The organism is Robertmurraya sp. GLU-23 (genome assembly GCF_052983275.1).
Window position 1 is genome coordinate 37,075 of sequence record NZ_JBRKCV010000018.1, and the last position, 23,545, is coordinate 60,619.

Consider the following 23,545-nt stretch of genomic DNA (forward strand, 5'->3'; position numbering starts at 1 on the left):
GATTATTCTAGAATTTGGCTGACCCATTTTTTTATGCTTTTCGCAAACGGGATAAGCTTCTTTTCTCCCGCTTCTTTCCGAAATGGCTCATTTCTATTAATATGTGCCTGAACACCCTTCATATCCCGAGGGACCTTAAATGCTACCGGGTATGCGAGGACTTCCTTAAGATCAGTAGGATTTATTTCATTTTCTCGGCCTACCTCATTATAAACAAGTTCCATTCTTCCTTCGGCTTCAATGCCGAGCCTTAAGAATAACCCTTCGACTTGTTTCAGCATGCTTACAGATGGTGCATCTAGGTTTAAGCAATAAAAGATTTTATCTGACTCTTCTAAAGCTGCATAGGTGTGCACGTTCATTACTGTCGGTAAATCTACAAGAACAAAATCATAACTCCTTCTGCAGGTGCGTAAAAGCTTGGAGAAAAACCCTTCAGGCAAGTTCTCTGCTACCTCCGCATCCCGAGGACTTAAAAGCACCTCTAATTTCGAGTACTTTTCTTTCTCCGATACATTTCTTATGTGACTTTCGTTTAACTCCTCTATGACTGGCAATAAATCGGCAACTGAGCGATTTGATTCTATAGAGAGATAGGTTTCTGCTCCACCGAACTGCAAGTTCAAATCGATAAGAAGTACTTGTGCCGTCGATTCAAGCTGTAAGGTTTGAGCAAACGTACTTGAGAGAAGCGTTCTTCCGCTTCCACCTTTCCCACTGTAAAAAGAAAATATCTTCCCTCTTCCCCTTTTAAAGGACTGGTTAGTAGAGGCCGTTTCGACCAATTGCTTCTTCCTTTGCTCCGCCATTAGGATAATACTATCCATTCGACCATAGAGCATCGTATTTTCATCGGGAAGAACGAAATAATCATCCACGCCCGCTCTTGTAACATTTCGCAGTTTATCAAAATCCTGTGAGAAAGCTATGTATACAACCAGCAAGTAAGGATTAACCGTATGTATATAATCAATCGAATCAACAGAAACATCATCTTGAGATTCAATTAAAAACACTAAATCTGGAGCTAGACGATCTAATTCAGATCGTAACTCTCGATAGTTTACGGTCTCCACATTTTTATAATCGCTGAATATCCCGGTTAGGTTATTAAGTGCTTGCTCCTCATCGCTTACTAATAAAATTTTTATCTCTTCACTCATATTGTCCTCCCTCATTTACCTTGGAACTCCGGTTATTTCTTGTCAGAATTCACTGTGGAAGTTGATTCTCCTTATTTCCCTTCTGATGCAGTATCAGCCTGTTCGTCTTTCCCCACATTCGCTTTAAGTACACGCATACTGTCTGCGTAATTTTCCATATGAATAATTTTAGGGGCATCTTCTGCGGAGACTTCAACTACGATTCCCGTAAATTTATTCCCTTCTTTCAATGGGTACGCAACCGGGATATCTTTCATGAACATTTCTGTCACTGGCTCCTCACCAAATTTATGAGAGACAACAATATCCGCTCTGTCCAAAGACTCTAGCGGCTGGTCAAAATTCACCTTTTCCGATAAGGGAATAGCTACTAATCTATTATTCTCATTAGCTATATTAGAAACTGGTTTAATCATTTGTTTAGTAATAATATCGTTTTCGCCCAACGGCACTACGAGGACTTTGTTATAGAAATCCTTGATGTCTGTAACATGAGAATCTTTATTTACAAAGCGATTAGGAATTTCCATTGTTGTGACTTGTTCGGGCTTTATTAATGTCCTTGAAGGAATATCAGAAGCAGCTACATATACTTTTGTCATGCCTCCAAGTTCCGAATTTAAGTCACTCACCTTACTCAAGGCTAAAAAACCAGCTATACCTGCTAGCAATAAAGATATCGTGATAAATATAATGGCTCTCCTTTTTGACTCCAGCATCCTACATCTTCTCTCCTACATCTCGTTATATTTTTTGAATTTTAAAAATATACAAATAACTCCCCTTCAATAGACCCAGTTTAAAATAATGTCAAACTATAATTATAAAAATTTTCCTTTTTTATACTATATATTTACTATCAGTTCACACTTCCGTCAAATCCACTCAGAAAAATGTCGAATTCTGTCTGTAGTTAATGTCCTATTATGTCTCAAAATCAAGATTCTTTTATAAGCCAAAAGAACCACTAACCAAGAGGCTATAGAATGTATTTTTGTAATAAACTTTTCGTCTTTTGTCAATTTTATTACAAATGTTACAATTCACAGGTCTTTTGATTCATTTTTCCATCTTCCACCAAGCATCGTTTGTAATACTCATTTAGGTATTATTGATGGCAAGGGAATACAAAATAGTTTTGTATATTTCTACAATAATCAGGCTTTATAAATTGCAAGACAATCTATGTTAAAATAAATGAATGCCAATAAGAGGAAGCCATCAGGGTAGCTTAGGAGTGGAATAATCATGAACAAAAAAGACGTAGCAAACATCCGAAAACAATTCAAAATAAATAATGATTTACTCAAAATCAGCGATATTTACAATGTCTATATTATGAAAGACTCAAGTGATATCTATCATCACCAAAGTCAACCTTTTGCCATGCTTGACCAAGATCAACAAGAATTATTTATGGGTAATTTTAAGAAGTTACTTGCTGGTCAAATGGATGAGAAGCTTTTCGAATTAAAATTTCAACGGAATGCTGAAAATAGTAGTCAGCTCATTTTGCATCAGGGGTTACTAAGTAGTGATGTGGAAGACTGGAAAGAGCAAATGCTGAAAATCGTAGGCAAAATGCTCTCGAACAGACAGTATGAAATGGATATTGTCGTTACATTTATACGTGCAGAATATTTAAAGCCTACAAAACGTCGCAATGAAGAGGCTGAGGAAAGCGAACGAGATAGGGTTTACTCTCATCCCTTTATTCTTTGTAGCATCAATAATACCCAGGAGCCGAAAAAAGAGCTGCTCTTTGATTATGTGGAAAGAGAGTTCAAATATCACTTTGTGGTTGATCCAATCATTAACCTTAATACTCCAATTGCAGGCTTTCTATTCCCTGCCTTCTCCGATCATTCAGCCGATGTGAACCATATTCTGTATTCAGCAGGTAAGGTGCATGAGCCTGATTATTCATTCATCGAGGACGTGTTAAATGGCGAAGAAATTATGACGGCACAAGATGATAAAATCGTTTTTGAAGAGATTATTAAAGACGTTACAGGAGACCAGCTAAACACCTCCACTCTCGCTAATGTGTATGAAGAAATTAATCGCATGATCGTCGAAAATGAAGAGGAAGAGCAACCAAAATTAGATACAAAAGACGTGGAACGTGTGTTAACCATGAGCGGCATAGAAGATATTAATACGGAAAAGGTAGAAGCAGCCTTCCAAAAAATCATAGATGATGACAAATATGAGATCAAAGCAAGTAACATCTTGCCAAAGTTTAGTTCAAAATCCATTAAAATCAGTACAAAAATCGCTAATATTTCAATTAGCCCACAAGATTTACGGTACGTCAAACAAGTCCATCTTGCTGGGAAACGATACCTGATGATAGAAGTAGAAGAAGATACAGTGATTGAAGGGTTTACGATGATTCCAGAGGCTTTTGGTGGGAGTCAAGGGGAATAATAAATTAAAAGAACCTCAGCTAGATATTGGTGTATAAATATAAAACAATACTAAAAGTAGCCTGAGAATACTCACGCTACTTTTCTTTTACCCGCATTCGGACTTTCAAAGGCAATTCCCTGCTCGGACTGTCCGAATTAATCGGACTATCAATGATTATTTCTTACTATTCGTAAAATCCACATTAACTCGGTCTATTCTTAAATTTTTGTTTAAATCACACCCTACTTTCCCACGTCCTAATCGTACGAAAGCGTGGATGTTCAGAAAGAACAGAGTCTCTCAAACGTTTCACTACAGGGTGCTTGGAGGCAAAGAATTCGTCCTTTGAGTCGTAGAGCTCTAGCAACTCACCTTTCTCAAGCATACCAATTTGATCTGAAATGGAAAAAGCTGCTTTAATATCATGTGTGATAAAAAGATACGCTAAGCCGTAGTCATCCTTTAAGTCGCTTAATAATTGTAAGATTAAGCTTTGTGTGACCATGTCTAAACTGCTTACTGATTCGTCAAGAACAATTAACCTCGGTTTCAGAGCGATGGCCCGAGCAATATTAATTCTTTGCAATTGTCCACCACTAAATTGATGAGGGTACTTTTTTAAATCCTTTTCACTTAAGCCTACTCTTTCTAATAGCTCAATCACGTTTTTTCTTTGTTCCTCAATGGTTAGTTTTTCATAGTTCTCTAATGGCTCACTGATTATCGCTTCAGCTGTCATGCGAGGATTAACCGAAGAATAGGAATCTTGAAAAACCACTTGAAGATCGCGACGTATGTTCTGTCGAGTTTGCTTGTCAGCGCTGTAAATATCATGCCCTTGAAACAAAACCTGACCTTGATCTGGACGTTGAATTCCAAGAATGACTCTCCCTAACGTGCTCTTACCAGCGCCACTAGTACCTATTAAGCCTAAACAGGTTCCTTCCTGAATATCAAAGGAAATATCCTTTAGAACTTTTGGTTGATCCTTGCCTTTAAAAAGTCTTTTCGAATGAAAGCTTAGATTTACTTGCTTTACCTGTAATAAGCTCATTGGTTTCACCTCCTGGAATTTCAAGCAGTATTCACAACGTATAAGTATAAGGTTGTTTTTCAGAATATAAGGTAGGCCTTGTCCTTAATAGCTTCTTCGTGTATTCATGTTGTGGGTTATCAAATACTTCTAATACATTTGCACTTTCTACTATTTTCCCGTGCTGCATCACAATCACATGATCAGCCATTTCCGAAATGACTCCAAGATCATGAGAAATAAGTAAAATAGATGTTCCATGTTCCACACGAATTTTTTCTAACAGACGAAGAACTAATAATTGGCTGTGAAGATCAAGGGCTGTAGTTGGCTCATCTGCAATGATAACAGACGGTTTTAAACATGCTGCCATGGCAATCATCACTCTTTGGAGCATGCCTCCACTTAGTTGAAAAGGGTAGTGTTTTAATAATTTCTCCGGCTCTGGCAAATTGACATTTTCCATCACATTAACCGCAAGCTCTCTAGCACCCTTTTTATTCAATGAAGTGTGAGCCTGAATGGTTTCTATAAATTGATGACCAATTGTAAAAACAGGAGTAAAAGCATTCATCGGATTTTGCATAATAAAAGCAATATCCTTCCCTCTGATCTTTCGCATCTCCTTATTTTTCAAGCCATTCAATTCTCGGTTGTGAAGTGTGATACTCCCCGTCATTTGTATGTTTTTTCTATCATGAAGCTGTAAGATAGACATACTTGTAACGGTTTTACCACTCCCACTCTCTCCAACTAAACCAAGGATCTCTCCTTTTTTGATTCCAAAATTAATGTCTTCAACAAGTTTGAAAGAACCTTCTTTTGTTCTGACTTCTACATGTAGATCTCGAACATTTAAAATGAATCTCTCTTTTGATTCCATTTTTCAACCGTCCTTTTTAATTAGCGACGTTTAACCCCATATCGTTCTGCTAGTGCTTCTCCTAATAAGTTAAAGGTAACAACCACGATCATAATCATCAAACCTGGGTAAAGCATCAAAGCTGGATTCGTTCTGATATATGACTTTCCTTCTAGAATCATAGCCCCCCACTCTGGTGTAGGAGGTTGGACCCCTAATCCTAAAAAGGACATTGATGACAGATTCATAATTGCCCAGCCCATTTCTAATGTCCCCATGACCGCTAGTGAAGGAATGACATTCGGGATAATATGCTTTTTCATAATGGTCCATGTGGAGGACCCACTGATTTTAGCTGCCGTAATATAATTCTGTTCTTTCAGGCTTAGAACCATGCCTCGGATAACCCTTGCATAATAAACCCATTGTACGAGTATCAATCCTAAAATGACTTGTTTTAGACCCGCTCCCCATATACCAACAAAACCAATGACAAGCAATAGGCTTGGAATCGCCATCAAGCCATCACCAAATCTCATGAGTAACTGATCCACCCAACCACCTTTATACCCTGCTACAATCCCAATAATTAATCCAATACCCAAAGCCGAAATAAAAATAAGCATAGCAAAACCGAGAGAGATGCGAGCACCATACAGAATACGGGAAAATGTACATCGGCCTAAATGGTCTGTTCCTAATGGGTAATCCCATGAAGGCGGCTGAAGTTTGTGAGCTAAATTCACCGTGATAGGGTCATTGGGTGCAAGCCAAGGAGCAAAAAGCGTAATCATAAATAATCCGAACAATATAAAAGAAGAAATAACAATTACTTTTTGGCTTTTTAACTGATATTGAAGCTTTGAAATCATTGATATTGCCTTCCTTTTCTAGAAATACGTGGGTCAATATACATTTGGAGCAGGTCGACAATTAAGTTGCTTATAAGGAAGACACCAGCTGCCAATAATACATAGGCTTGAATAACAGGAACATCACGGTTAAAAATGGCATCAATAAAATACCGTCCAAAACCTGGCCATGAAAAGACGGCCTCTACAATGATCGCCCCAGTTAATAAGTTTCCTATATTCATTCCTAATCCCGTAATCATTGGAGAGATAGCCATTCTTAAAACATGCTTTCCCATGATCATTTTTTCATGAAACCCTCTCGTTCTTGCAAAAAGCACATACGACTCTTGTAAATTTTCTAGAACACTTGCACGTAACAGTCTGGTATATAAAGCGATTAAAGGGAATGCCAAGGTGACTGAAGGTAAAATCAAATGCTTCCAAGTTCCGGTACCTTCTACAGGAAAAAGATCTAATTTAACAGAGAAGAAGAAAATAAATAAATATCCCAGCCAAAATGATGGAATAGATGCTCCAATAAAAGAGAGGAATCGACTAAAATGGTCCATTCCACTGTTTTTCTTTATACCTGCTAAAAAACCTAAAGGTACACTTACTAAAATAGCAATCAAAAGGCTCCCTATCGTTAATTGAATCGTTGCTGGCAATCGAGAGGAAATCTCATCCCAAACAGGCTTATTCGTAACATAAGATATGCCAAAATCAAATTGGCATATCTTAATGATGGTATTCACATATTGAATAAGAAGAGGTTGATCTAATCCGAACTCATGTCTTTTTTGTTCCAACATTTCGTCAGTTGCCTGGATATGCGCGGTAGCAAAGTAAGCCTCTGCTGGATCTACTGGTGATAGATTGATCATTCCAAATGTGACTAAAGTGGCTATAAGAAAAATTGGAACAATGGTGATGATTCGTTTCAAGACATAAGTCCCCATAAATACCTCCTCCTGTTGCTTATTCTTTTACACTAATTCCTGTAAATGGATGTTCATCTCGGTTCGCAGGGAATGTAAAATCAGAAACATCTTTTTGATAAATAGCTATTTTCTTAATGTACGAAATTGGTACAATTGCACTCTGCTCTTGCAATGAGCCTAAAATCTCTGTGTATAGTTGTTGACGCTCTGTTTCATCTGTTGTTTTTGTTACCTGAGCAATCTGGTTTAGTATCTCTTCCTTATTAGGATAAGCTGAGATCGCTTCGTTAAATCCAAATCCTTCCGTAGCAACGATGTTTACAAAAGTATGTGGATCATATGGTGACCCATAGTTACTAAAGAAGTTCATTTCAAACTCATTCGCTTTAAATCTTTCTACTTGAGTGGTGAGCTCCACTCCAACAATATTTAGCTTAACACCTAATCCTGCCCATTCTGATTGCAAGGTTTCAGCCATTGTTTTTTGAATCGACTCAGCTGAGTTATACATTAACTCTATTTCTAGTGGGTTCCCATCTTTTTCACGAACCGTTTTTCCTTTTGGCAACTTCCAGCCGGCTTCATCTAATAATTGCACCGCTTTTTCAACATCATAATCAACCTTGGTTGCAGCAACCTCTGAAGTGTAAGGCAAGTTTGTCGGTAAGATGTAATCTGCTTTTTCTTCTAAGCCAGATGTCACTCCCTCAACTAAAGCTTCCTTATTAAATCCATAGTGTAACGCTTGACGGACACGTTCATCCGATAGTTGTTCTTTATTCGTATTCATCACAAGCTGTCTAGTAGCCACTGGTTCAGATATGCTGGTTTCATAGGAACCAGTAGATTCTAACTGGTTAAAAGAATCTATACTAATAACACCCTCACCATAAAGAATGTCTAAATCCCCTTTTTCAAAAGCAAGTACGCGCGTTTCTGCATCAGGTACAACTTTAACCTTAATTTGCTCAACACTTGGGACTTCTCCCCAATAATTTTCGTTACGTGTAAAAATAGCGTATTCATCGATTTTATATTCTTCCAATACCCATGGACCTGTCCCAACTGGCTTTTCTACACCTTTAGAAGTATCACCATCCTCAGGAAAACCTGCTTCTCCAAGGAAACGTACAGGGCGTACAACAGCTAACTCCTGAATAGTAGGGTAATAGGGTTCTGTTAATGTTAATTTAAACGTATGTTCGTCTACAACCTCTGTTTGAGCAATCTTTGAAATAAATCCTAACCAACTGTGTAAATCGACATTATTAAGTATAGCATCAAAGTTCTTTTTCACAATCTCTGCATTAAAACTCGTTCCATCCGAAAATTTGACATCTTGACGTAAATGGAATAAATACTCTTTCCCATCCGCAGAGATATCCCAAGACTCTGCTAAATGTGGTTTTAACTCCCCACCATCACCATAGCTTACTAAAGGCTCATATACCATCGATGTAGAAAATAATTGTGATGGATTATACATATGCGGATTCAGTTCACCTATATCTCTTGGCCAAGCGAAAGTAATCACATTTCCATCTTCACCTGTAGTCCCCTCAGTTTCTATCGAATCATTTGAACAACCAAGTAATGCTATAGATAAAATAAGAATGATCACTGACATCATTAAAACAGGTTTCTTTGTCATGCGGTTTGACATACTATTTGCTCCTCCTAAGTTGATAATGATAACCATTATCAATAATAGAGTTGGAATGACTCATTGTCAATACAATTTGGAATTGTCACAAAGTATTCCTATACTTCCTCTAATAATAGGTAATTTAGGTAGGTTTTAAGCTAGAACTACACTTTAATAATTAAATCTATACAAATTAAATTTGCACTTGATTACTAGAGTAATAAATTGCCATATTTATTTCGCATAACTTGTCCGAAGCATTTTCAAAGACTTGACAAATATCCGTCGTAAAGGAGACAGAATCCCCTTGATCGATCGTAAAAGGTTTTTCCTCTCCAATTTTTACCGTTAACCTCCCGGAAAGGACAGTGATAGACTTCAATGTACCCGCTCCACTTTGTTCAGAAAAATGCTTACACCCAGGTAACAAACGAACTCTATAGAGTTCAAATGGAATACCAGGAGATGAAAATGTGTTATACACTTCAAATAAATCATCATCATCCGTAAAAAAAGGTTGTTCCTCTACTTTATTAATTTTAATTGAGGGATTCGTCGTTAAGAAAGAAGCAAAAGGAATCTGAAGTCCTGCTGCAATTTTCCAAAGAGTCGAAACAGTAGGGTTAGAGGTGCCACGCTCAATTTGTCCAATCATCGGTTTACTAACACCTGTTAACTCAGCCAAATCTTCTAACGTCAAATGACGCTGTTGCCGGAAATACCGCAGCCGTTCCCCAATTTGGACAGTTAATAAATCTTTATCCATTTCCTTTTGCTCCTTCATTTCAGTTCGCAATATGTTATTATAATATTTTTATCACTAGTCAGAAAATTGTCAATACACGGACCTTTCATTATTAGTATTTATTTAATTTTTCTAAATATTTTAAAAAAAACGGTTGCGTAACCTGGATGTTATATTGTACTATTTATAACAATATATTATATCCCGATTTAATTTTACTTTAATCAACTAACAGACTATTAATAGAAGGAAGCGACCACCATGCATTATTCATTTGCACCCCAAACTAAAAACTATGCATCATCTGCAGTTAGAGATATTCTTAAGGTTACTCAACAAGGACACGTGATCTCCTTTGCTGGTGGATTACCAGCAGAAGATATCTTTCCTATTGAACAAGTAAAAATTGCCTACGAGAAAGTATTTGCTTCAGGAAATTCTTCTTTGCAATATGCGTTAACAGAAGGATTTGTTCCGCTTAGAGAAGCCATTAAAGCAAAGATGGCGGATAGAGGCATTTCCTCTACTGTTGACAACATTCTCGTAACAACAGGCTCTCAGCAAGCCATTGACTTGTTCTCACGGATCATGCTGACTCCCGGAGATGTTATCCTTACAGAGGATCCAACCTACTTAGCTGCTCTCCAGGTTTTTAGATCTTACGGGGCAAATGTCATTTCCGTTAGCAGCGATCAAGACGGAATGTTACCTGAAGATTTAAAAGAGAAATTGGAAACATGGAGTCCTAAATTTGTTTATGTCATTCCAACCTTTGCTAATCCGGACGGGAAGGTCTGGAGCGATGAGAGACGTCGAAAGTTGCTAAGCCTTTGCCAAGAATATAATGTCCTTGTTTTAGAGGACGATCCATATGGAGATATTCAATTTCATTCAGAGGAACAATATTGTCCAGTAGCCTCCTTTGACTATGATCATAGCCATGTAATCTATACGAGTACATTTTCAAAGTCTGTGGTTCCTGCGTTACGAACAGGCTGGGTAACTGGACCATCGGAAGTCATCAATATGATGGTTCAAGCGAAGCAAATGAATGATTTACACTCCAGTTCGATCGACCAGCAGGCTCTTTATTATTTATTACGTGATTTCAACCTTGCTTCCCATATTGATTTAATAAGAAGTGTCTACTATGAACGCATGACGATTATGAGAGACTATTTAAATAAATTAGGACCTGATTTATTCAAATGGAAGGAACCAAAAGGCGGAATGTTTATTTGGGTAGAAGGTAATGAACATTTGAACACAACCGCTCTATTAAACCAAGCAGTAGAAAAAGGAGTTGCCTTTGTCCCGGGTGCACCGTTCTACGTGAATGAGCCAAAGAACAACACATTCAGACTAAACTTTAGCCATTCAACCCCTGAAACCATTGAACTTGGAATGGACCGGTTGATCAGTGTTTTATTGAAGCCTGAGGTAGTAAAATAAACAACATTAACACAAAAAAGCCACTCCCCTATTTTTTCTAGGGAGTGGCTTCTTACTTCTGAACAGCCTCTTTTTTCTATTACTTATCTACCTAGGGTGCAGGGCAACCTGGTAGGCAAAATCAAATTTATTTACTTTGTTCAATCTTAATGTTTTTTAATCGCTTCATTATATCTTTATACTCTATTCCAAAGTAATCGTATAGCCTTGAATACTCACGATATAGCTGGTTATACACTGTTACATTGTCAGGATTCGGATAATAGACTTTATTATCTAACTTACCCATTGCTTGCCCAGCTACAAAAACATCATCATATCCTCCTCGTTCGGCACCTGCAGCAACCGCTCCAAATATCGCACTTGCTAGTGCTGGTCCTTGAGAGCCACCCCCGACTTTCACTGGCATATTAATAACATCAGCATATATTTGCATAACAAGTGGGTTCTTCTGCGCAATGCCTCCTGAGGCAAAGAATTCGTTCACAGGAACACCATTCTCTCTAAAGGTTTCAATGATTTTTCTTGTACCATATGCTGTTCCCTCGATCAATGCACGATAAATGTCTTCTGCTTTTGTTTGAAGTGTTATACCAACAATCGTTCCAGTTAAATCCACATCAACAAGTGTAGATCGGTTACCATTCAACCAATCCAAAGCGACTAAACCATTTTCACCAGCTTTTAAGTTCTCCGCTTTTTGCGTCAGATACTCATGGATACTAATCCCCTTACTTTTCGCTTTGTCATGATACTCTATTGGAACACAATTCTCTACAAACCAGGCAAAGGTATCTCCTACACAGTTTTGTCCTGCTTCATAACTAAAGAATCCAGGAACGATACCATCTTCCACAACACCACAAATACCGGGCACTTTATGTTCTTCCTCACTCAAGACTAAGTGGCAACTTGATGTTCCTATGATATCAAGCATTTTACCCGGTCCATCTATCTTTACCGCTGGGAAGCATACGTGAGCATCCGCATGGGCAATTGCAACTGCAGTTCCTACATTTAATCCAGTAAGTTCCGCTGCCCTTTTCGTTATTTCTCCAGCTCTTTGCCCAATCGGAGTAATATCTGTGCTTAATTTTTCTTCCACCACATTTTCTAAACGAGGATCTAACGCTTTAAAAAACTCTTTATCCGGGTAGCCTTTTTGTTTATGCCAGATTGCTTTAAAGCCAGCAGTACATGCATTTCTTGTATGTACACCCGTTAACTGCCAAACCATCCAATCGGAGGCCTCAATAAAGTAATCTGCTTCGTTATAGATATGTGGAGCTTCATCTAATACTTGCCAAATCTTCGGGAACATCCATTCAGATGAAATCTTTTCACCATAACGACTAAGCCATTCTTCACCCATTTGCTCAGCAATCTCATTTAACTTATTAGCTTTATCTTGAGCAGCATGGTGTTTCCATAATTTCACATAGGCATGGGGCTCATCTTTATATTGTTCTATCAAGCACAACGGTGTACCGTCGGACTTAATTGGCACAACCGTACAAGCCGTAAAGTCTACACCGACACCAATAATATCATCCGGAGAAACCCCGGACTGTTTTAATACAGCAGGAATAGCTGTGGATAATACATCTAAATAATCTTGGGGATGTTGAAGGGCCCAATCAAGAGAGAGCCTCTTTCCGTTTGGTAGTGTCTTATCCATTACCCCATGTGAGTATTCATGTGTAGATGAGGCTAACTCTTCTCCTGTTTTTACATCTACTAGTAAAGCACGCCCTGAAAGCGTTCCGAAATCAAGTCCAATTGTATACTTTGCCATCACTGTTCCCCCCTAGCTTGTTCATCTATCCTTTTGGGTTAGGGTTTCTCCTACTTTCCCCCCAGGATGGATGATTGCAAATTGTTCTTTTGTATACCCTCTAAACCGAGTCATCGCAATAGAAATTGCATCAAAAAGGGCAATGATTGAAATCGTACTCGACGTAGCAAGCATGTTAAAATCATCTGGTTCTTTTGAGACTTTCACTTTTAATAAAAAGTCTGATTGCTCTGCAATGTAAGAGTCTTCAACTTCTGTCACTGCAATTAATGTTGCACCTTTTGCTTTACATCCCGGTATTAAATTATTAATTTCTTGTGTGGCACCACCTTTAGAAAAGGCGATAACAATATCTTCTTTTTGAACTACTCCTAGGGCACCGTGTACAGCATCAGAAGGTGTTAAAAATAATGCGGGACACTCCACACAGCTTAGCGTATGTGCAATTTTTTTGGCTGCTGCTCCTGAGGTCCCACAACCTGTCGTAATAATTTTCCCTTTACAGTTCTTAATAAGTTCAAAGACCTTTTCTACCTGTCCGTGATCAAACGTGTTTTTAATCTCCAAAATAGCTTCTGCTTCTTTTGTTAAAGTATCATTCACTGAATCTATCACACTAGCAAACAATATCAATCACACCCTTATAAAATATGGTCTTTCAAATATCTAGAAATGTTTTTTCCTTACCATAAACATCTTCCCAATCTTTTTTGAAGTCTGCTACGGCCATTTCAATAGACGGCATGTTAAGTGAAGTACTGAGCAACGCAGGATCAACAGTTGCACAATGTGCACCGCTTTCAAAAGCTCGCATCACTTGCCCGATATTTTTAAAACTAGCCGCTAATATCTTTGTTTGAAAGTTCCCACTCTGTATCACCTTCGCATAATGACTAATCCCACGTTCAGGGTCTATATTAGTATTTTCCATTCTATTAAAATAGGGAGCTATATAGTCCACGCCTGCCATAATGGCATAATCCCCTTGTGCCATTGTGTAGATCGCGGTTGCTGTTATGTTAAAGTTTTCGTTCTTTAGCCTTTTTATTGCTTTTAATCCCTCTTCATTGACAGGGATTTTGATATATACATCTTTTCCTAGTTTCTCAATTATTCTATATGCTTCTTCTACAATCTTTTCGGACTTATCTGTCGTTACTTGAATATGTAAAGAACGTTCGTTACCAATAATATTCTGAATCTCTTTAAAATGATTTATAAGTTCTAGTTTTCCCTCTTTTTTTAAAATACTAGGATTAGAAGTGATTCCTACTAATGGGAAGACTTCAGTATAATACCTTATGTTTTCTATATTAGCCGAATCAAGCATTAATTCCATTCTTACCCCTCCAGTTCCTTTAACCGTTATTACTGGGTAACTTCGGCAAAGTTTCGGTACGCAATTTCACATGCAAGGTCAATATTTTCGTCTAAATTAAACAACCCAGAAGACCCAAGAACATATATATCTGCCCCTGCATCTTTTAATCTTTTGAATGTATTCTTGTTGACTGCTCCATCTACTTGGATCTTATACTTATATCCCTTTTCCTCTCGAAGCTTAGTTGCTTCTTTTATCTTATCAATCATCTCATTAATGAAGGGCTGCCCAGGAAATCCAGGATCAACCGTCATAATGGTAAGTAGTTCTACTCTGCCTAAGTACGATTCAATATAACTAAGTGGTGTTGCCGGATTAAGAACAATACCTACCTTACAACCAACACTCTTGATCATATTTAACACACGGAAAGCATGATGATTAATAGTCTCAGCTTGTGGTGAGATATATGTTGCACCTGCATTCGCACAAACTTCAATCCAATCTTCAGGATTTGTTGTCGCTAAGTGAACATCCATTGGCTTATTCACTACTTTTTTAAATGCGTTCATCAAGTCAGGTGAAAGGGAAAGGTTCTTACTGTAATGTCCATCAATAATATCAATATGGTAGAAATCAACAGCTTTATTTAATACCTCCAGCTGATTTCTTACATCTAAGAAATCCATACACATAAGAGATGCCGAGAATGTAGGTCTCATAGTTACCCCCTTTAACATAGATGTTCGAATCTTCTATTCTAAATTTGCATGGTATTGCCATAAATCTTCTATCGCATTGTTCCGTTCTTCCAAGATCATCATTGTAGTAATATCGCCAAATAATAATAAGGTTTGTTCAAAGAGTGAAGTCATTGGTTGCTGCGAATTGATTTCATCTTCTCTTTTTAATTTGCTAGCAACAGGTATTCTTACCAATAAATCGGTACAATCGGTAATACTGTTTTCCGGATTACTACCAATATGAATAATTGTTGCTCCAATTTGTTTAGCCTTTTTTGCAATTGCAACAGGAAACAATGTATTTCCACTACCTGAACCAACGATTAAGACATCCCTATTTGTCATTGCGGGTTCTGTAATGTCTCCTACGACAACAGCATTAATACCAATATGTGCATATCTTTTACATACCGCTTTTAAAGAAAGAAGTACTCGACCTACTCCGACAAAGAATACTTTTTCTGCATTTCTAAGCAAATTCAAATACTCAGATACAATGATTGGATCAACTGCTTGCAATGCTCTTGTGCATTCATCTAATACAATAGTGCATTTTTTCAAATATAAATCTGGGCCAACCACCTGAATAACCTCCCTTCCCTTTAAGCACGTAAAATGTCACTGATTGTTTTAGCAACTTCAGCTTTATCCACTTGCCCTGTAATACCATTACCAACGATTACCACTTCAGGGTTATATTCGATCACTTTATTTACCGATTCCTTATTAATCCCACCTGCAATAGCACATTTCTTCGATCCAACACTACGTTGAACCCTCGCTAACGAAGCAAATGGACTTTGTGTTCCTTGAACATCATGGGCAGTATGAACACAGATATAATCTACACCAAGTTCAACTAGTTCCTTTGCTCTTTCTTCCAAATTAGTTACACACATCATATCAGCCAAGACTCTTCCATTTGCTTTCTTGGCAGCTTTCACGGCACCTTTAATAGTCTCGTCGTTTGTAATCCCCATTACCGAAACAATGGATGCTCCTGCATTAAAGGCAATTTCTGCTTCAAATTCACCTGCATCCATGATTTTGGTATCTGCAATTACCCACTTGGTAGGGTATTGTGCAGATACCTTTCGTACTGGTTCCATGCCGTATTCCAATATCATTGGTGTACCTATTTCTACGATATCAATGGAGCTTTCTACTTCGCCTACAATTTGTAATGCTTCGTCTGTATTACACGTATCTAACGCAAGTTGTAGCTTCATGATTTCCCTCCTTACATATAATTCCTTTGAAACATAGCATTCTATTAGAAATTAATAATTGCTCTAAACTTCTTACAGTTGTCCACAATGGATGCTTCTTTACTGAAGACACTAGATGATCCACCTACGTATATGTCAGCACCTTTTTCATGCATTAATTTCGCATGTTCAAAGCTAACGTTTCCGTCTACTTCTATGGCGATATGCCCAAACCCCTTTTCATCCAACAACTCTCTAAGTCTTTCAATTTTTTCAAGCATGCTAGGGATTAATTTTTGGCCTGCAAATCCTGGGTTTACAGTCATAACTAGAATCATATCTAAATCAGGAAGCAGGTTCTCAATTACCCCAATAGGTGTTCCAGGATTTAATGCAAGACCCACTTTCACTCCCAGATTCTTTATCATATCTATTGCACGATGAATATGAATAGTAGATTCGTAATGAATACAAACAATATCCTCCGCATTTAACCCCTCTAAGTATTGAAGACTTTCTTCGGGGTTATTAATCATTAAGTGAATATCTAAAGGAATAGCTGTAACCTTTTTAATAGACTTGATAAAATCAAAACTAAGTGTAATATTCGGAACAAAATGGTTATCCATTACATCTATGTGTAAATAATCAACCTTTGCTTCCTCCAGCAACCTAATATCTCTTTCCACATTCAACAAATCAACACACATCAAAGAAGGTGCAATTTTACTATTCATACCGATGCCTCCATACTATTTATTTAATGAATCATATAATTAGTTGTTTTTTTAAAAATTGTTGCACTTCACTTTCTGAAGGAATCGATACTTGTGCACCTTTTCGAGAAACACAAATTGCAGCCGCTGCCGCTGCGCACTGGATTGCATCATCCAAACTATATCCAAGGCAGAGTTTGTTCACTAACGATGCATTAAATGTATCGCCTGCTCCTGTTGAATCTACCGCATTCACTTGGTAAGCTGGATACATCTTCCCCACCATCCCATCGTAAACATAGGCACCCCGACTTCCCATTTTCAATACAACGTACTCAGGATTGGCTCTTTCATATAACTGTTTGGCAGCTTCTAGTGCTTCTTTCTCACTTTCAACTGTTATACCTGTGAGAGCTTCTGTTTCTGCCTCATTTGGGGAAATAATATTGATTCCCTTTAATCGATCAAGTGGTATATCCATTGCTGGACCTGCATCTAAAAACACGGGAATATTTCGTTCCCTAGCTAATTCATAGGTTCTATATACGGTTTCTAATGGCATCTCCAATTGCATGAGTACCATATCAAAGCTCTTTTCGGCGAGTGCCTTTTCGACATCTTCAGGACTCAATTTATTATTCGCACCAAGTGTCACATATGAGAAATATTGACCTCTTTCATCTACCATAATTGTGGCTAAACCCGTTTGATAGTCCTGGTCTGAAACAATGTATTCTGTGTTAATACCGACTTTCTCTAGTTCGGTTATCAATGCTTTTCCATTAGGATCATTACCAACTCTACCAACCATGGTCACGACCGCGCCCTGCAAAGCTGCTGCATATGCTTGATTAGCCCCTTTGCCACCAGTTGTATATGCATAGCTATTACAACCTACCGATTCTCCAAATTGAGAAATCCTTAGAACACCATAGATATTTAAATCCATATTCATGCTTCCAACTACCAAAATATTAGGCTGCTTCAAGTAGAAAACCTCCCTGTTATTGCGAGGTTAGTCGCATTAATTTAGCTTCACTTTTCTTATTTAAAGTATAGTTAACGATAAGTATTGCAATAAGTGCGATACCCCAGATCATATCTCTGTAGAAGTTACTAATCTGCGGAAACATATTCAGGTAAGATGACATAAGCTGTACGATAATGGTAGCTAGGAAAATACCAACTATTTTACCTCTTCCACCATCTGGATTAATTCCACCTAAAACAGCTATTAAAATGGTCAACATAACAAAGCTTGAACCAAAGTCAGCCTTTGCAGAGTTAATTCGCGCAAGACTTAATAATCCTGCAGATGCAGCAATAACACCTGATATCATATAAGCCCTTATGATAATTTGATTATTTTTAATACCAGCAAATCTGGAAGCCTTTTCATTTGTCCCTAAAAGATATAATTTCAATCCATATCTTGTCTTACCAATGTAATAAGCAACAAATGCCATAATAACTAGGTAAACTATGAATGATAATGTAAAAATTCCAAATACATTTGTACGACCTAATTGAGCAAACGGCAGTGGTAATCCACTTACAATACTTCCACCTGTGATAATAATTGCTATACCCATGTACAATTGCATTGTTCCTAATGTTGCAAGCATCGCAGGTACTCGAAGTTTTGCAATTAAGAAACCGTTAAATAGACCACAAATGACTCCCGTTAGTAAACCCAGTAGTATTCCTAATACAATAAACACTATTTGTTCCGGCCCGGAAATTGCTATTGCAAACTTTTGCATAAATAGTCCAGCCACAATGGCACTTAGGTTGGCAATATAGACAACAGATAGATCAATTCCCCCTGCTATCATGGCAATACCTACACCAATAGCCATTAATCCATACTCTACTAATTGTTTTTCCATTGAGAGGAAGTTTGCCAATGATAGAAATGTATCTGGTTTGGTAATACTCGCGACTATTAAAAGTGTAAACATAATGGTTAATAAACGTAGTATGTTACCATCCATTTTCTTGAAAGAAAATTTGTTTTTGTTACTTAAAATAGCTGGTTCATTTGTCTTTACAACTGTCTTCATTTAGGCCACCCCCACCTTTTTCCGTCTACCTCTTCTGAATCCTTTTAATTCAGAAATTTGAATAACGGATATTGCAGTACCAACAATGATAATTGCACCAATGATGAACTTTTGCCAATAAATTGGAACCCCAATAAGAATTAAACTATTAGTAACAATCGTAAGTAGTAATGTACCTAACACACATCCAGTCAGTGTACCAACTCCACCCATTAGTCTAGTGCCACCAAGTATGACCGCTGCGATAACAATCATTTCCTTACCAGCAAATTCAGTTGGTAAGAAATACGTCGATTCAACTGAATAACATACACCTGCGATAGCCGCTAATCCACCATTTACAGTGAATACACCAAAGCGAATTTTCTTTACATTAAAACCTGCTCTTTCTGCAGAAGTTTCATCTCCACCCACCGCAAAAACTCCACGTCCTGCCATGGTGAAATTAAGGAACAAGTAGGTTAGAATGTACAAACCAATAGCAATTAAGAATGTCATTGGTAGGGAAGATCCTAATCCTGTTTCCGCGTTTGTAACTTCAATAAGTGACTTTTCACCAAAGGCAATCATTGATTCTGGAAGTTTAATACGTCCTGCTTCAAAAACACCTAGCAGAATACCACTAAAAATAGATGTTGTACCCAAAGTGACGATCAAGCTTGGAAAATTATATTTGGCAATAATAAAGCCATTAATCGCACCCATGATCAGACCACCTAAAATTGCTACTAAAAATACTACAAAAATCGGACCAGAATACCCTGTTACAATGACGAATTGTGTAGCCAAGTACCCACTTAAAGCAGCTATTAACGGAAACGATACATCAGGTCCTGTACTTACAAAGCCAAGGTAAGCACAGATAGCATAAATTAACGGAACCGTCATCGAGCGTAATAAATCAACAATGTTATTATTCGAAAAGAAAAGTCCGGACTTAGCCTGAATAAAAAGGCTCAAAAATAATATGATTATAAATACATAAAACTCAGGACGTGTAGCTAGCTTTTTCACTGACTTTGATGTAAATGTATTCATCAACCTTCACACTCCTATCTTCTAAATGTAATTAGCTAAAGTTTTTACATTTAAATCCTCTTCTTTCACTTCAGCTGTTATTTGCCCCTTCTGCATGACAAGCACACGATTACAAGTACTAACGATTTCAGATACATCATCAGATTCAATGATGATCCCCATTCCTTTATTGGCAAGGTCACGTAACAAATTGTGAATATCGTGTTTTGCTCCAATATCAACACCCACAGTTGGACCATTTAAAATTAAAACTTTTGGGTTGGATGCAATCCATCTAGCTAGAAGCACTTTTTGCTGATTACCTCCTGAAAGTGTTGATACAGGGAATTCATCGTTTTTTGTTGCGACCCCAATATCTCGAACCCACTTAGCGGATTCATCATCTATCAAATCATTATCCACTACACCTAATTTGTTAGATAATTCATCTAATCTAGTAATAGCGATATTTCTCTTTATCGACTGTGGCAAGAATAAGCCTTCTGTCAATCGGTCTTCTGGTACAAGTGCAACCCCTAATTCTTGCGCTTTTGTCGGATTCGGAATAGCTACTTCTTTATTTTCTATTAAAATCTCACCTTTATCTGGTTTTAATAATCCGAACAATGCTAGAGATAATTCGGTACGGCCTGATCCAAGTTGACCCGTAATCCCAAGGATTTCCCCTTTTCTCAACTTGAAACTCACATCATTAAAGCCTTGTGCGGACAATTGCTTTGTCTCTAAGACTGTTCCACCGATATTTCTTGTTTTGGTAGCTGTATCTTCTTCAAAATGCCGTCCAGTCATATGATAACTAAATTTCTTTTCATCCATTTCTGATACAGGACAGGAGATAACATTTTTCCCATTCCGGAAGATCGTAACAGTATCACAAATTTCGAAGACCTCTTCCAACTTGTGTGAAACAAAAAGGATTGTAACGCCCTCTTCTTTCAACCTGTTAATAATCTCAAACATTCTTTTTACTTCTTTTTTGGTTAATGCTGTTGTTGGCTCATCCATAATAATTAACTTTGCATTATCCAATAGTGCTCTCGAGATGGCGATTAACTGCTTATCTGCAACAGGGAGTGTTTCAACCAAAGCGTCAAGATCCACATCAAAGTCAATCTTACTTATGGCCTCTTCTGCAATTCTTCTAAACTCTTTTCGATTCACGAATTTCTTTTTATTTGCTAATACTTTATTGAAAGCTAAATTTTCGATAACAGTAAGGTTGGGGAATACAGAAAAATCTTGGTATATGATTTGAATCCCTTGCTTAATTGATTCCGTTGGTGTCATAAATTCATACTTTTTACCGTTCACCTCTATATCGCCACCGTCTGGCTTGTGAACACCAGATATCACCTTAATAATTGTTGATTTCCCACAGCCGTTTTCACCAGCTAAACAGTGAACCTCGCCTTTTTTAATATGTAAGTCAACACCTTTTAAGGCATGGACCCCTCCAAAATATTTATGTATTCCTTTTACAGATATAATATTTTCAGACATTGTAACCCTCCTCAGACCTGATCCTAGATTCTGTTTCTTAACGATATTAATAAAAGAAATACCGTATCATTTTCCTTCTATTGAGAATAATGCGATACGGTATTTCTAGTCTTTAGTTAAGGTTTTTGCAATTTAAATTCTAGAAATCGTATTCGTCAATGTTGCTTGCGTCAATTTTTAAAGGAGCATTTCCAATAATTGTTTTATTTGTTCCCTCTAGAATTTGAACCTTTTCATAACCAGTTACTCCTAGATCTGAGCCTTCAGTAATTTCTTCACCAGCCAAGATCTTGGCAGCTACTGAAACCATTGCGTAACCAGCATCTTTTGGATCCCATAATAAAAGCTCATTAATTGTTCCAGCTTTGATATAATCAGAGAATTCGTTAGGTGTACCTACACCCACAATACTAACTTTTCCAGATAAACCAAGTTCTTCAACAGCGTTTGCAATTCCAGGGCTGTCCGTAGACGCAACCCCTGTAAACCCTTTCAAATCTGGGTACGCTTTTAATAGTTCTTTTGCTTTTTCATATGCTACGTCAACGCTTTCTTCTGATTCAGCACTTGGAACTTCTCCACCATTAATTAATTCCATTTCTGGATAAGCTTCTTCTTGACGGGCTTTTTGAGCTTCAGCGTATTCCATGTGAGTTGTACTTGTAGTGTATCCTACCATCGTGGCATATTTACCCTTTTCACCCATTGCTGCGGAAAGTGAATCCATGATACTTGCACCAAAATCCTCTGAAGTGAAGGCTTCGATATCAAATAAAGTATTCTTTTGGTTAGACGCTTCGTGAGTTACTACCGCAATACCTTGAGATAAAGCATTTTGTAAAGAAGCTTCGATTGCACCCGGATCAATAGGTACTACTGCGAGTGCATCCACACCTTGAGCAATCAAGTCTTCAATTACTTGTACTTGTGATGCAGCATCAGCGTTAGCTGGTCCTTTTTGAATAACATTGATATTCATTTCTTCGCCATATTCATTAACTCCAACTTCCATTCGCTTGAACCAAGCTGCAGTATTATCTTTTGTTACAACACCAATTGTCCATTCAGATTTATCTTTATCAGATTTATAGTTTGCTGGATTTAAAAGGTCCTCATTTGCAGATCCTCCTGAATCAGCTTCACTTGAACCTCCACTTTCTGTAGAACAAGCTACTAGAGATAGAACCATTGCGACAACTAAGAATAATACAAAAAACTTTTTCTTCATGCTTTAACCCCTCCTATTTTATGTTTTATATATTTATTCAGTTGTGAAAAGGAATCACAACCGCCTGTTAAGGCCCTATTCAAGATTTGCATGGTTACCAAACATTTGGTCTGCACTAGCTGATTGTGACTCCATAAGATCTAGAATCAAAAGATCCAAGCAAATCAATAAAGACTGTTCAAAAAGTGTACCCATTGGCTGAACAGAGGTAACTTCACTAGTTTTAGTAGATTTCGGTGTTGGTGTGGAAATTTGTAGTACTGCATCCGCCATATCTCCTAATGTAGAGTCTACAAAACTTGTTAGCGTTATCATTTTTAGGCCAAGCTTCTTAGCTTTGGTTGCATATGTAATCAAACTACCTGTTTCACCAGAACCAGTTCCTACTATTAGTAGATCACCTTTACTCGCGCCTGGAGTGGTAGCGTTTCCAATTATATGAACATTAAAACCTAAGTGCATCAACCTCATCGCAAACGCTTCCATCATAAAACCCGATCTACCTACACCCTTCACATAAATGCGAGGTGCATTCACAATATAATTAGTCACTTCTTCGAATTGCGATTGATCAATCCTTTCAATTACTGATGTAAGTTCTAATGCAACTGCTTCCAATTTGGTTTTTAACATGTTTACCACCCTCCTCACTCTCCAAAAATAATTAAGTATTTCTGATACTTAGTACTATATAGGTTATTAGGCAACTCTTGTAGGAGATAAAATTCAGGTTGGTCGGACATTATTCGGTAATGCTAAAAATAAATGAAAATAAAAAGAGTGATTTCAAAAGGTTTATTATGCCTTTTGAAATCACTCTCTTTAC

23 protein-coding genes are annotated in these 23,545 nt (G+C 37.5%); 2 read left to right on the forward strand and 21 right to left on the reverse strand.

The annotated features are described in order from the left end of the window. Positions 1-2 precede the first annotated feature (2 nt). The gene (locus ACVBAX_RS20970) at positions 3-1,163 is read right to left on the reverse strand and encodes an AAA family ATPase (RefSeq protein ID WP_447118694.1); all 1,161 of its coding nucleotides are present in this window, start codon (positions 1,161-1,163) and stop codon (positions 3-5) included. A 71-nt stretch (positions 1,164-1,234) separates the two neighbouring features. After that, positions 1,235-1,882 carry a Flp pilus assembly protein CpaB gene (gene cpaB, locus ACVBAX_RS20975; protein WP_447118695.1) on the reverse strand — a complete coding sequence of 216 codons (648 nt, stop codon included), beginning with the start codon at positions 1,880-1,882 and terminating at the stop codon, positions 1,235-1,237. 529 nt (positions 1,883-2,411) lie between these two features. Between cpaB and ACVBAX_RS20980 the strand changes: the two genes are divergently transcribed. Beyond that, complete coding sequence (locus tag ACVBAX_RS20980) at positions 2,412-3,593, forward strand: DUF4317 domain-containing protein (protein ID WP_447118696.1); 1,182 nt, start codon at positions 2,412-2,414, stop codon at positions 3,591-3,593. 217 nt (positions 3,594-3,810) lie between these two features. Here the strand turns inward: ACVBAX_RS20980 and nikE are convergent, their stop codons facing one another. From nikE to ACVBAX_RS21010, 6 genes are all read right to left on the reverse strand, one after another. Continuing rightward, on the reverse strand, positions 3,811-4,629 hold the full coding sequence (gene nikE / locus ACVBAX_RS20985; protein WP_447118697.1) for a nickel import ATP-binding protein NikE: 819 nt from the start codon (positions 4,627-4,629) through the stop codon (positions 3,811-3,813). A 31-nt stretch (positions 4,630-4,660) separates the two neighbouring features. After that, on the reverse strand, positions 4,661-5,491 hold the full coding sequence (nikD, locus tag ACVBAX_RS20990) for a nickel import ATP-binding protein NikD (protein ID WP_447118698.1): 831 nt from the start codon (positions 5,489-5,491) through the stop codon (positions 4,661-4,663). A 20-nt stretch (positions 5,492-5,511) separates the two neighbouring features. Then, complete coding sequence (gene nikC / locus ACVBAX_RS20995) at positions 5,512-6,342, reverse strand: nickel ABC transporter permease subunit NikC (RefSeq protein ID WP_447118699.1); 831 nt, start codon at positions 6,340-6,342, stop codon at positions 5,512-5,514. Continuing rightward, the gene (nikB, locus tag ACVBAX_RS21000) at positions 6,339-7,283 is read right to left on the reverse strand and encodes a nickel ABC transporter permease subunit NikB (protein WP_447118700.1); all 945 of its coding nucleotides are present in this window, start codon (positions 7,281-7,283) and stop codon (positions 6,339-6,341) included. The genes nikC and nikB overlap by 4 nt, the downstream gene beginning before the upstream one ends. Before the next feature lie 19 nt (positions 7,284-7,302). Continuing rightward, a complete protein-coding gene (gene nikA, locus ACVBAX_RS21005; protein WP_447118701.1) occupies positions 7,303-8,928 on the reverse strand; it encodes a nickel ABC transporter substrate-binding protein in 1,626 nt (541 codons plus the stop codon). A 175-nt stretch (positions 8,929-9,103) separates the two neighbouring features. Next, positions 9,104-9,676, reverse strand: coding sequence for a helix-turn-helix domain-containing protein (locus ACVBAX_RS21010; RefSeq protein WP_447118702.1), 573 nt, complete (start codon positions 9,674-9,676; stop codon positions 9,104-9,106). A gap of 240 nt (positions 9,677-9,916) precedes the next feature. Between ACVBAX_RS21010 and ACVBAX_RS21015 the strand changes: the two genes are divergently transcribed. Continuing rightward, positions 9,917-11,107, forward strand: coding sequence for an aminotransferase-like domain-containing protein (locus ACVBAX_RS21015; protein ID WP_447118703.1), 1,191 nt, complete (start codon positions 9,917-9,919; stop codon positions 11,105-11,107). A 127-nt stretch (positions 11,108-11,234) separates the two neighbouring features. Here ACVBAX_RS21015 and araB read toward each other — a convergent pair whose 3' ends face one another. From araB to hxlB (ACVBAX_RS21080), 13 genes are all read right to left on the reverse strand, one after another. After that, on the reverse strand, positions 11,235-12,902 hold the full coding sequence (gene araB / locus ACVBAX_RS21020; RefSeq protein WP_447118704.1) for a ribulokinase: 1,668 nt from the start codon (positions 12,900-12,902) through the stop codon (positions 11,235-11,237). A gap of 21 nt (positions 12,903-12,923) precedes the next feature. Continuing rightward, the gene (locus tag ACVBAX_RS21025) at positions 12,924-13,529 is read right to left on the reverse strand and encodes a KpsF/GutQ family sugar-phosphate isomerase (RefSeq protein ID WP_447118705.1); all 606 of its coding nucleotides are present in this window, start codon (positions 13,527-13,529) and stop codon (positions 12,924-12,926) included. Positions 13,530-13,560: 31 nt separating this feature from the next. Next, on the reverse strand, positions 13,561-14,241 hold the full coding sequence (locus ACVBAX_RS21030; RefSeq protein WP_447118706.1) for a fructose-6-phosphate aldolase: 681 nt from the start codon (positions 14,239-14,241) through the stop codon (positions 13,561-13,563). A gap of 29 nt (positions 14,242-14,270) precedes the next feature. Then, positions 14,271-14,945 carry a D-allulose 6-phosphate 3-epimerase gene (gene alsE, locus ACVBAX_RS21035; RefSeq protein WP_447118707.1) on the reverse strand — a complete coding sequence of 225 codons (675 nt, stop codon included), beginning with the start codon at positions 14,943-14,945 and terminating at the stop codon, positions 14,271-14,273. Positions 14,946-14,978: 33 nt separating this feature from the next. Then, the gene (gene hxlB / locus ACVBAX_RS21040; protein WP_447118708.1) at positions 14,979-15,548 is read right to left on the reverse strand and encodes a 6-phospho-3-hexuloisomerase; all 570 of its coding nucleotides are present in this window, start codon (positions 15,546-15,548) and stop codon (positions 14,979-14,981) included. 20 nt (positions 15,549-15,568) lie between these two features. Beyond that, positions 15,569-16,195 carry a 3-hexulose-6-phosphate synthase gene (gene hxlA / locus ACVBAX_RS21045; RefSeq protein ID WP_447118709.1) on the reverse strand — a complete coding sequence of 209 codons (627 nt, stop codon included), beginning with the start codon at positions 16,193-16,195 and terminating at the stop codon, positions 15,569-15,571. 44 nt (positions 16,196-16,239) lie between these two features. Further along, a complete protein-coding gene (gene rpe, locus ACVBAX_RS21050; protein WP_447118710.1) occupies positions 16,240-16,911 on the reverse strand; it encodes a ribulose-phosphate 3-epimerase in 672 nt (223 codons plus the stop codon). 31 nt (positions 16,912-16,942) lie between these two features. After that, positions 16,943-17,878, reverse strand: coding sequence for a ribokinase (locus ACVBAX_RS21055; RefSeq protein ID WP_447118711.1), 936 nt, complete (start codon positions 17,876-17,878; stop codon positions 16,943-16,945). Positions 17,879-17,894: 16 nt separating this feature from the next. Continuing rightward, complete coding sequence (locus tag ACVBAX_RS21060) at positions 17,895-18,953, reverse strand: ABC transporter permease (protein ID WP_447118712.1); 1,059 nt, start codon at positions 18,951-18,953, stop codon at positions 17,895-17,897. Then, complete coding sequence (locus ACVBAX_RS21065) at positions 18,954-19,991, reverse strand: ABC transporter permease (RefSeq protein ID WP_447118755.1); 1,038 nt, start codon at positions 19,989-19,991, stop codon at positions 18,954-18,956. Between the two features lie 21 nt (positions 19,992-20,012). After that, positions 20,013-21,491, reverse strand: coding sequence for a sugar ABC transporter ATP-binding protein (locus ACVBAX_RS21070; RefSeq protein ID WP_447118713.1), 1,479 nt, complete (start codon positions 21,489-21,491; stop codon positions 20,013-20,015). Positions 21,492-21,630: 139 nt separating this feature from the next. Then, complete coding sequence (locus ACVBAX_RS21075) at positions 21,631-22,719, reverse strand: substrate-binding domain-containing protein (RefSeq protein WP_447118714.1); 1,089 nt, start codon at positions 22,717-22,719, stop codon at positions 21,631-21,633. Between the two features lie 75 nt (positions 22,720-22,794). Beyond that, complete coding sequence (hxlB, locus tag ACVBAX_RS21080) at positions 22,795-23,352, reverse strand: 6-phospho-3-hexuloisomerase (protein WP_447118715.1); 558 nt, start codon at positions 23,350-23,352, stop codon at positions 22,795-22,797. Positions 23,353-23,545 lie beyond the last annotated feature (193 nt).